This is a genomic window from Nitrogeniibacter mangrovi, assembly GCF_010983895.1.
Taxonomy (GTDB): domain Bacteria; phylum Pseudomonadota; class Gammaproteobacteria; order Burkholderiales; family Rhodocyclaceae; genus Nitrogeniibacter; species Nitrogeniibacter mangrovi.
This window is the reverse complement of sequence record NZ_CP048836.1, coordinates 2,290,259-2,302,564: the sequence shown is the minus strand read 5'-3', so window position 1 is coordinate 2,302,564 and position 12,306 is coordinate 2,290,259. Positions and strand designations below refer to the sequence as shown.

The 12,306-nt window shown below is 68.4% G+C and carries 8 protein-coding genes; 3 read left to right on the top strand and 5 right to left on the bottom strand.

Annotated elements, in window-relative coordinates:
• Nucleotides 1–16: 16 nt before the first annotated feature.
• The 5 genes from prmB to dapC form a co-directional block, all read right to left on the bottom strand.
• Entirely contained in the window at nucleotides 17–943 is a 927-nt protein-coding gene (gene prmB, locus G3580_RS10540; RefSeq protein WP_173765320.1) for a 50S ribosomal protein L3 N(5)-glutamine methyltransferase, read from the bottom strand.
• 4 nt (nucleotides 944–947) lie between these two features.
• Nucleotides 948–2,090: a succinyl-diaminopimelate desuccinylase gene (gene dapE, locus G3580_RS10535; RefSeq protein WP_173765318.1), complete on the bottom strand. Its 1,143-nt coding sequence runs from the start codon at nucleotides 2,088–2,090 to the stop codon at nucleotides 948–950.
• Between the two features lie 9 nt (nucleotides 2,091–2,099).
• On the bottom strand, nucleotides 2,100–3,281 hold the full coding sequence (locus tag G3580_RS10530) for a PilT/PilU family type 4a pilus ATPase (protein WP_173768766.1): 1,182 nt from the start codon (nucleotides 3,279–3,281) through the stop codon (nucleotides 2,100–2,102).
• Between the two features lie 69 nt (nucleotides 3,282–3,350).
• The gene (gene dapD, locus G3580_RS10525; protein ID WP_173765316.1) at nucleotides 3,351–4,172 is read right to left on the bottom strand and encodes a 2,3,4,5-tetrahydropyridine-2,6-dicarboxylate N-succinyltransferase; all 822 of its coding nucleotides are present in this window, start codon (nucleotides 4,170–4,172) and stop codon (nucleotides 3,351–3,353) included.
• A 32-nt stretch (nucleotides 4,173–4,204) separates the two neighbouring features.
• Nucleotides 4,205–5,401, bottom strand: a complete 1,197-nt coding sequence (dapC, locus tag G3580_RS10520; RefSeq protein ID WP_173765314.1) for a succinyldiaminopimelate transaminase — start codon at nucleotides 5,399–5,401, stop codon at nucleotides 4,205–4,207.
• Nucleotides 5,402–5,573: 172 nt separating this feature from the next.
• Between dapC and smc the strand changes: the two genes are divergently transcribed.
• Genes smc through ligA form a run of 3 tightly spaced genes read left to right on the top strand, consistent with a single transcriptional unit; the run spans nucleotide 5,574 to nucleotide 12,301 of the window.
• Entirely contained in the window at nucleotides 5,574–9,089 is a 3,516-nt protein-coding gene (gene smc / locus G3580_RS10515; protein WP_173765312.1) for a chromosome segregation protein SMC, read from the top strand.
• Nucleotides 9,090–9,108: 19 nt separating this feature from the next.
• A complete protein-coding gene (locus G3580_RS10510; RefSeq protein ID WP_173765310.1) occupies nucleotides 9,109–10,221 on the top strand; it encodes a cell division protein ZipA C-terminal FtsZ-binding domain-containing protein in 1,113 nt (370 codons plus the stop codon).
• Nucleotides 10,222–10,225: 4 nt separating this feature from the next.
• A complete protein-coding gene (ligA, locus tag G3580_RS10505) occupies nucleotides 10,226–12,301 on the top strand; it encodes an NAD-dependent DNA ligase LigA (RefSeq protein ID WP_173765308.1) in 2,076 nt (691 codons plus the stop codon).
• Nucleotides 12,302–12,306: the final 5 nt, after the last annotated feature.

The window sequence follows — 12,306 nt, the reverse complement described above, 5'->3', positions numbered from 1 at the left end:
CGGACGCGGGCCGTGGTCACGGCAGCTCCTCGGCATGCAGCAGGAAGATCTTGTCTTCGGCGTCGCCGTCGGCGATCCAGGTGAACGGCAGGGTGGGGAAGGCGGCTTCGACCAGGTCGCGGTTGTGACCGACTTCCACCAGGAGCAGGCCGCCCGGGTTGAGGTGCGAGCGCGCACCGGCGATGAGCTTGCGGACCACGTCCAGCCCGTCGGCACCGGCGCCCAGCGACATGGCCGGCTCGTGGCGGTATTCCTCGGGCAGAGCGCCCATGGCCTCGTCGGTCACATAGGGCGGATTACTGAGGATGAGGTCGTAGCGGTGGGTGCCCAGCGGCGCGAAGGTGTCGCCCGCGTGCAGCGTGACCTGCTCCTCGAGCCCATAGTCGGCCACGTTCTCCTGCGCGACCTCGAGGGCTTCGGCGGACAGGTCCACCGCGTCGATGGCGGCGCCGGGGAAGGCGTCGGCCATGAGGATGGCCAGGCACGCGGAGCCGGTGCAGATATCGGCCGCGCGGGTGATCGCGAGCGGATCCTCGACCCAGGGCGCCAAGCCCTCGGCGAGCAGGTTGGCGAAGTAGGAGCGTGGAATGATCACGCGCGGGTCCACCGTGAACCGGTAGGGGCCGAGCCAGGCTTCACCGGTGATGTAGGCGGCCGGCTCGCGGTTGTTGACGCGGCGATCGATGACCTCGAGCAGGTCGATGCGCTCCTCGATCGGGATGCAGGCGTCGAGGAAGGGCTCGAGGCGGTCGAGTGGCAGCGCCAAGGTGTGCAGGAGCAGGTACACCGCCTCGTCCCAGGCGTTGTCGCTGCCGTGACCGAAGCACAGGCCGCCGCGGTTGAAGCGGGTGATGGCGTAGCGCAGCCAGTCGCGCAGGGTGACCAGTTCGACCAGCGGGCCGCTGTGCTCGTGTTCGTCGTCGTGAGGGGCGTGCTCGTGCATGGGGTCAGTTCAGCAGCAGGTTGTCGAGGGTGCGGCGGTAGATGGCCGCGAGCGGCTCGATCGCGTCCAGCGCGATGCGCTCGTCGATCTTGTGGATGGTGGCGTTGACCGGCCCGAATTCGACCACCTCGTCGCAGATGCGGGCGATGAAACGGCCATCGGAGGTGCCGCCGGTGGTGGAGATCTCGGGCCGCAGGCCGCAGGTCGCGTCGATGGCGTCGCCGATGGCGTCCACGAGCGTGCCGCGGGGTGTGAGATAGGGCTGGCCGGACAGGCGCCAGTCGATGGCGTAGTCGAGCTTGTGACGGTCGAGCACTTCGTGCACGCGGGCCTTGAGGCCGTCCTCGGTACAGGCGGAGGAGAAGCGGAAGTTGAACATCACCTCGAGCGAGCCGGGGATCACGTTGTTGGCCCCGGTGCCGGCGTGGATGTTCGACATCTGCCAGCTCGTGGGCGGGAAGTATTCGTTGCCCTGATCCCAGACCGTGGCCGCCAGCTCCGCCAGCGCCGGCGCGGCCAGGTGGATCGGGTTCTTCGCCAGGTGCGGGTAGGCGATGTGACCTTGCAGCCCCTTGACCGTGAGTGTTCCGGAGAGGCTGCCGCGGCGGCCGTTCTTGACCATGTCGCCGAGGGTGTCGACCGAGGTGGGTTCGCCGACGATGCAGTAGTTCAAGCGCTCGCCGCGCGCCGCCAGGGTGTCGACCACGGCGATGGTGCCGTCGGTGGCATCGCCCTCCTCGTCGGAGGTCAGCAGCAGGGCGATGCGGCCCGGATGGTCGGGGTGCGCCGCCACGAAGGCTTCGATGGCGGTGACGAAGGCGGCCAGCGAACTCTTCATGTCGGCAGCGCCGCGTCCGTAGAGGTAGCCGTCGCGCTCGCTCGGCTCGAACGGCGGGGATTGCCAGCGCTCGAGCGGGCCGGTGGGGACCACGTCGGTGTGACCGGCAAAGCAGACGATGGGGCCGCCATGGCCCCGGCAGGCCCACAGGTTGCTGGTGGCGTTGCGGTCGATGCGCTCGAGGGTGAAGCCCAGCGGCGTAAGGCGTTCGGCGATGAGCTCGAGGCAGCCGGCGTCGTCCGGCGTGACCGATTCACGCGCGATGAGCGCGCGCGCCAGGGCCAGGGTGGAGGATTGCGTTTGCGGCATCGTCGGGTGTCAGTTGTCGTCGAGGTTCAGGGTGAACTCGCTGAACGAGGCCCCATCGGGCTGGGTTTCCTCGAAGTCGATGAGGTCCGATTTCTTCTTCTTGGCGTCCTTGTCGGCCTCGGGGTTCTTGCCGAGCTTGGAGTTGTTGATGAGCCAGGACAGGTTGGTGGGCGAGTCGGCGTTGGCGAGCGCTTCGTCCAGATGGATGGTCCCCTCCCGGTAGAGCCGGAACAGATCCTGTTCGAAGGTCTGCGAGCCCGGCGCGAGGGACTGCTCCATCGCCTCCTTGATGCCCGTCAGTTCGCCACGCTCGATCAGTTCGGCGATGTGGCGGGTGTTCATGAGCAGTTCGACCGCCGGCATGCGGGTGTTGTCGGGCTTGCGCACCAGGCGCTGGGAGATGATGCACTTGAGTGCCACCGCCAGATCGAGATAGAGCAGCGGCCGGTTCTCCAGCGGGAAGAAGTTCACGATCCGGTTCAGGGCGTGATAGGCGTTGTTGGCGTGCAGCGTCGCCAGGCACAGGTGACCGGTCTGCGCATAGGCGAGGGCGGCTTGCATGGTCTCTTTGTCACGGATCTCGCCGATCAGGATACAGTCGGGCGCCTGGCGCATGGCGTTCTTGAGCGCCTGGTGCCAGTCGAGCGTGTCGATGCCGATCTCGCGCTGGTTGATGATCGACTTCTTGTGCTTGAACAGATACTCGATCGGATCCTCGATGGTGAGGATGTGACCGCTGCGATGGCGATTGCGGTGATCGATCATCGAGGCCATGGTGGTGGACTTGCCCGATCCGGTCGCCCCCACCACCAGCACCAGGCCGCGCTTTTCCATGATCACGTTGCCCAGCTCGGCCGGCAGCGACAGGGAGGCCAGGGTGGGGATGTCGCCCTGGATGAAGCGCACCACGATGGCCACGCTGTTGCGCTGCCAGAACACGTTGACCCGGAAGTTGCCCAGATCCCGCCGGCCGAAGGAGAGGTTCATCTCCTTGTCGCGCTGGAAGCGCGCGATCTGGTCCGGCGTCATGATCTCGTAGGCCATGCGCTGGATCATGGCCGGATCCATCGACTGCTGGTTGATGGGCAGCGACTCGCCCTCGATCTTGATGTGGATCGGTATGCCGGCGGTGATGAAGATGTCCGAGGCCTTCTTCTCGGCCATCAGGGTGAACAGCTTGTCCAGGATCATGGGCTTCGATTCCACGGTCGTCGGTTCCTCGTATGGGCCTGCCGGGGCGGCGCAGGCCCGTCGGTCCGATCAGGCGCCCCGCAGCAACTCGTTGATGCCGGTCTTGGCACGGGTCTGGGCGTCCACTCGCTTGACGATCACCGCGCAATACAGGCTGTACTTGCCATCTGCCGAGGGCAGGCTGCCCGGCACCACCACGGCGCCGGCCGGTACGCGGCCGTAGCTGAAGGTGCCGGTTTCCCGGTCGTAGATCTTGGTGCTCTGGCCGATGTACACGCCCATCGAAATGACAGCGTTCTCCTCAACTACGACGCCTTCGACGATTTCTGAACGGGCGCCGACGAAGACGTTGTCCTCGATGATCACCGGGCCGGCCTGGACCGGCTCGAGCACGCCGCCGATGCCCACGCCGCCGGACAGGTGCACGTTCTTGCCGATCTGGGCGCAGGAGCCCACGGTGGCCCAGGTGTCGACCATGGTGCCTTCATCCACGTAGGCGCCGATGTTCACGTAAGAGGGCATCAGCACCACGTTTTTGCCGATGAAGCTGCCCTTGCGTGCGGTCGCCGGCGGCACCACGCGGAAGCCGCCCTGCTGGAACTGCTCCGGGGTGTAGTCGCCGAACTTGGTGGCCACCTTGTCGAAATAGTTGGTGGCGCCGCCGGGCATCAGGGCGTTGTCACGCAGGCGGAAGGAGATCAACACCGCCTTCTTGATCCACTGGTTGACCACCCACTGGCCATCCTTCTTCTCGGCAACGCGCAGGCTGCCGTCGTCCAGGCCGGCGATGACCTGCTCGACCGCGTCGCGGATGGACGCCGGGGCGTCGCTCGGCGACAGGCTGGCACGGTTCTCGAAGGCGTCGTCGATGATTTGCTGGAGCTCTTGCATGGGTCAGGGTCTCTTTGTCGTGAATGGAAAAATCAGGTCGCTGCGCGGCAGAACGCGACGATGCGCTCGGCCGCTTCGATGCATTCCTCGGGGGTGGCCACCAGCGCGATGCGCACGTAGCCCGCGCCGGGGTTGCCGGTGTCGGTGTCCCGGGCCAGATAGCTGCCCGGCAGAACCGTCACATTATATTCAGCCTGCAGGCCGCGGGCGAACTCCGTGTCGCTGCCCGGGGTGCGCGCCCACAGATAGAATCCGGCGTCCGGTTTGCGGATGCCCAGATGCGGCGCCAGCATGGGGATGATGCGGTCGAACTTGTCCCGATACAGGCGGCGGTTCTCGGCCACGTGGGCCTCGTCGTTCCACGCCGCGATCGAGGCGGCCTGCATGGTCGGGCCCATGGCGCAGCCATGGTAGGTGCGGTAGCGCAGGAACTGGCGCAGGATGGCCGCGTCGCCGGCCACGAAGCCGGAGCGCAGGCCGGGCACGTTGGAGCGTTTCGACAAGCTGGAAAAACTGACCAGATTGCGGAAGTCATGCCGGCCGGCCGCGCGGGCCGCCTGCAGCGCCCCCAGTGGCGGGGTGGTCTCGTCGAAGTAGATCTCCGAATAGCACTCGTCCGCGGCGATGACGAAACCGAATTCGTCCGAGAGCGCGAACAGGGTGTCCCATTCGTGCTGGTTCATCACGTGGCCGGTGGGATTGCCCGGCGAACACACGTACACGAGCTGCACCTTGAGCAGGGTGTCCGCATCCAGCGCGCCCAGGTCGAAGGCGAAGTCGGCCGCTTCGACGGTGTTAATGAACAGCGGGCGCGCCCCGGCGAGCAGGGCCGCGCCTTCGTAGATCTGGTAGAAGGGGTTCGGGCACACCACCAGCGGGTCGGCCGTGCTGCCGTCCACCACGCACTGGCCGAAGGCGAACAGCGCTTCGCGCGAGCCGTTGACCGGCAGCACCTGGGTGGCGGCGTCGACCGCTTCGAGCCCGTAGCGGCGCTCCAGCCAGCGGGCGATGGCGGTGCGAAGGGCGTCCGAACCGCTGGTGAGCGGATAGGTGGCCAGGCCGTCCAGGTTGGCCGCCATGGCGTCCATCACGATCTGCGGCGTCGGGTGACGTGGCTCGCCGATCGACAGGCGGATCGGGCGCAGATTCGTCGGCGGTTCGATGCCCGCGAACAGGGCGCGGAGCTTTTCGAAGGGGTAGGGCTGGAGTCGGTCGAGATCGGGATTCACGGCGGCAGATTCGGTCGGTTCTGGCCGGGCGGACCTACATTTTCTTGCAGGTGCGTGCGGCGGTGGATGCGGGCGAAGATGCTATCATAGCCGGCTGGTCCGGACCGGACTGTCGGACGCTTGGCGGCGCCGCTCCGGTGGCCGTGTTCATCCTCATCCGATCGCATCCCACGTGAGACTGTCCCGACTCAAACTTGCCGGATTCAAGACCTTCGTCGATCCGACGACCGTGCTCTGTCCGGGGGATCTGGTCGGGGTCGTCGGGCCGAACGGCTGCGGCAAGTCGAACATCATCGACGCCGTGCGCTGGGTGCTTGGCGAGACGCGCGCCTCGGCGCTGCGCGGCGCCTCCATGCAGGATGTGATCTTCAACGGCTCGACCACCCGCAAGCCGGTCTCGCGGGCCAGCGTGGAGCTGGTGTTCGACAACGCCGAGGGGCGCGCCGCGGGGCAGTGGTCCCAGTACGCGGAAATCTCGGTCAAGCGGGTGCTCGATCGCACCGGCAACTCCTCGTACTACATCAACAACGTGCTGGTGCGGCGCAAGGACGTGGTGGACCTGTTCCTCGGGACCGGTCTCGGCCCGCGTGCCTACGCCATCATCGAGCAGGGCATGATCTCGCGCATCATCGAGGCGCGTCCGGAAGAGGTGCGCGGTTTTCTCGAAGAGGCAGCCGGCGTCACCAAGTACCGGGAGCGCCGCCGCGAGACCGAGGGGCGCCTGTCCGACGCGCGCGAGAACCTGCTGCGCCTCGACGACATCACCCTGGAGCTGGGCGACCGCATCGCCCGGCTCGAAAAGCAGGCGCGGGTGGCCGAACGCTATCGCGATCTGAACGCCGAGCACACCGAAAAGCAGCAGCTGCTGTGGCTGTTCAAACGCAACGAGGCGCGCGCGCGCCGCGCCCAGGCCGCCGACGCGCTCAACGAGGCGAGCCGCCAGCTGGACACCGACAGTGCCCGCCTTGCCACCCTGGCCGACGCCATCGAGACGGCGCGCGAGGCGCATCTGGCGGCTTCCGATGCGGTGCATGGCGCCCAGAACGACCTCTACGGCGCGGCCGCCGAAGTGAGCCGCCTGGAGGCCGAATCGCGCCACCTGAGCGAGAATCGTCAGCGCCTGGCCGCACGCATCGAACAGCTCGAAGGCGAGATGGCCCACTGGCTGGCCCGCGAGGTCGAGCTGAACAACGAAAAGCAACGCTGGACCGAACTGCTCGAAGCCGCGCAACTGCGCCTGGCGCAGGCCGAAGCGCGTCACGAGGCCGCCGGTGACGGCGTGCCCGACGCCGAGGCCCGCTTCCGCGCCGCCGACGCCACCGCGGCCGCGGCGCGGCGCGAGCTGGCGCAGACCGAACAGCAGGCCCGGGTCGAAGAGGCTCGTTGCGCCAGCGCCCGCCGGGCCCTGGAGGCCCTCACCCAGCGCCGAGAGCGGCTCGACCGTGAAGGCGGCGCCATCAGCGCCCCCGAGGTGGCGCGCGTGGCCGAACAGCAGAGGCAGGTGGCCGCGCTGGAAGAAGCGCTCACGGTGCTCGAGGCCCGGGTCAACGAAACGCAGGCCGCGGTCCCCGCCTTGCAGGATCAGTTGCGTGCCGCGGTGGCACTGGAGCGCGACGCCCAGCGCGAGCTGACCGAACTGCGTGCCCGGCGCCAGGCACTCGTCCAGCTGCAGCAGAAGGTGCAACAGCAGGGCGACCTGGGCCAGTGGCTCGAGACGCAGGGTCTGACGGGTGCGGTGCCGCTGTGGGAAGTGCTGAGCGTGGACACCGGCTGGTCGTCGGCGCTGGAAACGGTGCTCCGCGAGCGGCTTGCCGCACTGACGGCGATCGACGCGGCCGGCGCGGCGGCGCTGCTGGAGATGCCACCGCCGGCTACGCTGGCGCTCGCCTGGCCCGAGGGCGGCGCCGCGTCGGTGCCCGTCATCGAAGGGCTGACACCCCTGATCGACCGTGTCGACTGCGCCGCGCCATGGCGCGCGACGCTCGCCCGCTGGCTCGCCGGCGTGTATGCCGTCGAGGATCTGGCGCCCTGGTTGCCGCGCCGTGCCGAACTGCCGCTCGGCGTGTGTCTGGTCAATGCCGCCGGGCAGTGCCTCACGCGCGACAGCCTCGCGCATTTCGCGGGCGACGCGCGCACCCAGGGTGTCATCGAGCGGGCCCGTGAGATCGAGGAACTCGACACCCGGATCGAGGTGCTCGCCGAACGCCACGAAGCCAGCCACGCGCAGCTCGAGGCGCTCGAAGCACAGCTGGGCGAACGTCAGCACCTGCTGAGCGAGGCCCGCCGCGAGCACCAGGCGCGCCAGAGCGCACTGCACGACCAGCAACTGGCGTTGCTCAAGCTCACCCAGGCGCAGGAGCGCGCGGCGGAGCAGCAGGCGCGCATTTCAGGCGATCTGGAAGAACTGCAGCGCAACGAAGCCACCGAACAGGCGCACCTGGCCGAGGCCGGCGCCGAACTGAGCCGCTGCGAGGCGCTCATCGAGGCGCTGCGCGAACGTGCCGAACATGCCGGCCAGGTGCGCGGCGAAACCGAGGCGGCGCTGCGCGAGGCCCAGTCGCAGGTGCAGGCGCTGGCGCGCGAGGTGCAGGAGGCCACCTTCTCCTGCCGCGAGTGCCAGGGCAAGCTCGACGACATCGAACGCAACCTGGCACTGGCCGGGCAGCAGACCGCGCGCCTGGCCGAGGAACAGCACGCCCGCCGAGCCGAGCTCGCGGCGGTGGACCCGGCCGCCGGCGAGGCCGCCCTGCAGGAGGCCTTGGACTTGCGCGGGGCGCGGGAAGGTGCGCTGGCGGCGCGGCGCGATGCGCTCGCCGAGGCCACGGCACGGCTCAAGACGGTGGAGGAGGAGCGGCTGCGGGTCGAGCAGGCGGCGGCGCCGATGCGCGAACGTGTCGCCGAGCTGCGCCTGGCGGTGCAGGCGGCGGAGCTGGCCGAATCGCAGCAGCAGGAGCGTCTCGACGAGGCGCAGGCCGACGAATCGACCCTCGCGCCACGACTCGAGGGGCTCGGCGAGGAAACGTTGCAGCATGACGTCGGCCGGCTGGCCCGACAGATCGCCGCGCTCGGCGCGGTGAACCTGGCCGCGCTCGACGAACTGACCGAGGCGGAGGAACGCAAGGGCTATCTGGACGCCCAGCATGCCGACCTCAGCGAAGCGATCTCCACGCTCGAGGATGCGATCCGGCGCATCGACCGGGAGACGCGCGAACAGCTGCAGGCGACCTACGACACCGTGAGCCGCCAGTTCTCGACCCTGTTCCCGCAGCTGTTCGGCGGTGGCCAGGCCAAGCTGGAGCTCACCGGTGAAGAGATTCTCGACGCCGGCATCCAGATCATCGCCCAGCCGCCGGGCAAGAAGAACGCCTCGATCCACCTGCTGTCGGGCGGCGAGAAGGCGCTCACCGCGATTGCGCTGGTGTTTTCACTGTTCCAGCTCAATCCGGCGCCCTTCTGTATGCTTGACGAGGTCGACGCGCCATTGGACGATACCAACACCGGACGCTTCTGCGAGATGGTCAGGCGTATGTCATCGCAGACCCAGTTCCTGTTCATCAGCCACAACAAGATCACGATGGAGATCGCACAGCAGCTGGTGGGGGTGACGATGCAGGAGCAGGGCGTCTCGCGGGTGGTCGAGGTAGACATGGAAGAGGCACTGCGGATGGCGGACGCCGCCCCCGCGTGATCACAAGAGCAAGGAAGACATGGCGATCAGTGAATTGCAGATGGGTTTGATCGGGACCGGCGTGGTGGCGGTCGTCGGTGTGCTCGCTTACAACAAGTGGCAGGAGCACAAGGCGCAGAAGCACGCCGAGAAGACCTTCCGGTCGGACCATCGTGATGTGCTGCTCGAACCGGGCATCGGCGATGCGGCCGAAGCCGAGCCGGCATCCGCGAATCCCGCGCCCGCGCCGATTCCCGGTGACGCGCCGACCGAAATCGCGCCGGGCCCGATTCACGAGGAGGCGGGCCGGCAGGCGCCCAGTCTGCCGCCGGAGGTGGACGAGCGGGTCGACTGCGTGGTGCGCATCGAATCCATCGAACCGATCGAGGCCGGGCAGCTGTGGCAGGTGCAGCGCGAGCATCTGGACGGCCTGTCCAAGCCGGTGGGCTGGTTCGCCTTCGACGACAACGCCAACGCCTGGATGCCGATCAACCAGCACAGCTCCGAGCGTCATCACTGGTTCTGCGCCGCCATGCAGCTGGTCGATCGTCGCGGCCCGATCAACGACGCCGACTTCACCCGCTTCGTCGATGGCGTGAGCCGGACCGCGGACCAGTTCATGGCGATTCCCTCCACCGCGCCGGCCCGCGCCGGCGCGCTCGGCCGGGCCGAAGAGCTCGACCGCTTCTGCGCCAGCGTGGACGTGCAGATCGGCGTGAATCTCGTCAGTCGCGGCACCCCGTTCTCGGGCACCAAGTTGCGCGGCCTGGTCGAGGCGCAGGGCATGGGCCTGCGCGCCGACGGCCTGTTCCATGCCGAAGACGACGACGGCCGCAGCCAGTTCGTGCTCGGCAATCTGGAGCCGACCCTGTTCTCCCCCGAGACCCTGCGCGACATGCAGACCCAGGGCCTGACCCTGATCGTCGATGTGCCGCGCGTGGCCGAGGGCGGGCGGGTATTCGACCGCATGATGCAGGTGGCCAACCAGCTCGCCGCGGCGCTCGATGCCGAGGTGGTGGACGACAACCGCAGCGCCTTCGGGCCCGAGGCGGCGGCGCTCATCCGCCAGCAGATCGAGCAGTTCCAGGGGCAGATGCGTGACTACGGCCTGCCGTCGGGCAGCGATCTGGCCATGCGCCTGTTCACCGCCTGAACCCATGAGCGCCCCGCAGGAGAAGGCGCAGCGCGCACAGGCGCTGCGCGAGACGCTCGATCGCTACAATCGCGAGTATTACGTGCTCGACACGCCCTCGGTGCCGGATGCCGAGTACGACCGGCTGTTCGCCGAGCTGCAGGCCCTGGAGCAGGCGTATCCGGCTCTGGCGACGCCGGACTCTCCCACCCGGCGCGTGGGCGGCGCACCGCTGCCGGAACTGACGCCGGTCACCCACCGGGTGCCGATGCTGTCCATCAACACCGAGACCGACAAGAGCGCCCAGGGCGCTCTGGCCTTCGACGCGCGGGTGCGCCGCGCGCTGGGTCTGGAGACGGACGCGCCGGCGGTGGAATACGCGGCCGAGCTCAAGTTCGACGGTCTCGCCATCAACCTGCGCTACGAGGACGGCGTGCTGGTGCAGGCGGCCACCCGCGGCGACGGCCAGACCGGCGAGGACGTGACCCACAACGTGCGCACCATCGGCCAGATCCCGCTGCGCCTGAGCGGCGAGGCGCCGCCGGTGATCGAGGTGCGCGGCGAGATCTACATGCGGCGCGACGCCTTCGAGGCACTCAACGCGCGGCAGCGCGAGGCTGGCCTCAAGACCTTCGTCAATCCACGCAACACCGCTGCCGGCGCCATCCGCCAGCTCGATCCGGCCATCGCGCGCCAGCGCCCGCTGAGCTTCTTCGCCTACGGGCTGGGCGAGACGGTCGGCTGGGCGCGGCCGGGCACCCATGCTGCGCTGCTCGACGCGCTGGCGGCCTTCGGTTTCCCGGTGTGCGAGCATCGTTGCGTCTCCCAGGGCGTCGAGGGCCTGATCGCCTTCCATGAAAGGATCGAGGCCCTGCGCCCCGGGCTGCCCTACGACATCGATGGCGTGGTCTACAAGGTCAACGACGTCCGCTTGCAGGAGGAACTGGGCTTCGTCAGCCGTGAACCGCGCTGGGCGGTGGCGCACAAGTATCCGGCTCAGGAAGAGATGACCCGCCTGATCGGTATCGACATCCAGGTCGGCCGTACCGGCGCGCTGACCCCGGTGGCGCGGCTCGAACCGGTGTTCGTGGGCGGGGTCACGGTCACCAACGCCACTTTGCACAACGAGGACGAGATCCGGCGCAAGGGCGTGCTCGTCGGCGACTGGGTGATCGTGCGCCGGGCCGGCGACGTGATTCCCGAGGTGGTGGCGCCGGTCGTTGACCGGCGCGATGGAAACGAGACGGCATTTGTCATGCCGACGAGCTGCCCCATCTGCGGCTCCCATGCGGTGCGCGGCGAGGACGAGGCGGTGACCCGCTGTTCCGGCGGCCTGTTCTGCCCGGCCCAGCGCAAGCAGGCGCTGATCCATTTTGCCAGCCGCAAGGCCATGGACATCGAGGGCCTTGGCGACAGGCTGGTGGAGCAACTGGTGGACAACGCCATCGTCAAGACGCCGGCCGATCTGTACAAACTCGGGGTGCTCGGGCTGGCGAGCCTGGAGCGGATGGCGGAAAAGTCCGCGGCGAACGTGGTCGCCGCCATCGAGAAGAGCCGCGAGACGACGTTGCAGCGCTTCGTCTACGCGCTGGGCATCCGCAACGTGGGCGAAGCCACCGCGCGCGATCTGGCACGGCACTTCGGTGCGCTCGACACGCTCATCGCGGCCGATGTGGCAGCGCTGCAGGCGGTGCCGGACGTGGGGCCGGTGGTGGCCCAGAGCATCCACGAGTTTTTCGCCGAGCCGCACAACCGCGAAGTGATCGAGCAATTGCGCGCGGCCGGCGTCCATTGGGCCGAGCATGAACCGGCGCGCCACCAGGACGGCCCGCTCGCGGGCAAGACGCTGGTGGTCACCGGCACGCTCCCGTCCCTGACCCGGGACGAGGCCAAGGCCCTCATCGAAGCGGCCGGCGGCAAGGTGGCCGGGTCGGTCTCGAAGAAGACCGACTATGTCGTCGCTGGCGAAGCGGCGGGCAGCAAGCTCGAAAAAGCGCAGCAATTGAATGTGAGCATTCTGGATGAAGCCGGCTTGCGTGCGCTGCTGTCCGCCGAGTCGGGGGACGCCCCCGAGACCGGCGCCCAGAATGCACTGTTTTGAGGAGG

Excerpts from the sequence above, each read along its gene's own strand:
- ligA (WP_173765308.1), top strand. The coding sequence starts at position 10,226 with ATGAGCGCCCCGCAGGAGAAGGCGCAGCGCGCACAGGCGCTGCGCGAG.
- G3580_RS10510 (WP_173765310.1), top strand. The coding sequence starts at position 9,109 with ATGGCGATCAGTGAATTGCAGATGGGTTTGATCGGGACCGGCGTGGTG.
- prmB (WP_173765320.1), bottom strand. The coding sequence starts at position 943 with ATGCACGAGCACGCCCCTCACGACGACGAACACGAGCACAGCGGCCCG.
- dapD (WP_173765316.1), bottom strand. The coding sequence starts at position 4,172 with ATGCAAGAGCTCCAGCAAATCATCGACGACGCCTTCGAGAACCGTGCC.
- dapE (WP_173765318.1), bottom strand. The coding sequence starts at position 2,090 with ATGCCGCAAACGCAATCCTCCACCCTGGCCCTGGCGCGCGCGCTCATC.
- G3580_RS10530 (WP_173768766.1), bottom strand. The coding sequence starts at position 3,281 with ATGATCCTGGACAAGCTGTTCACCCTGATGGCCGAGAAGAAGGCCTCG.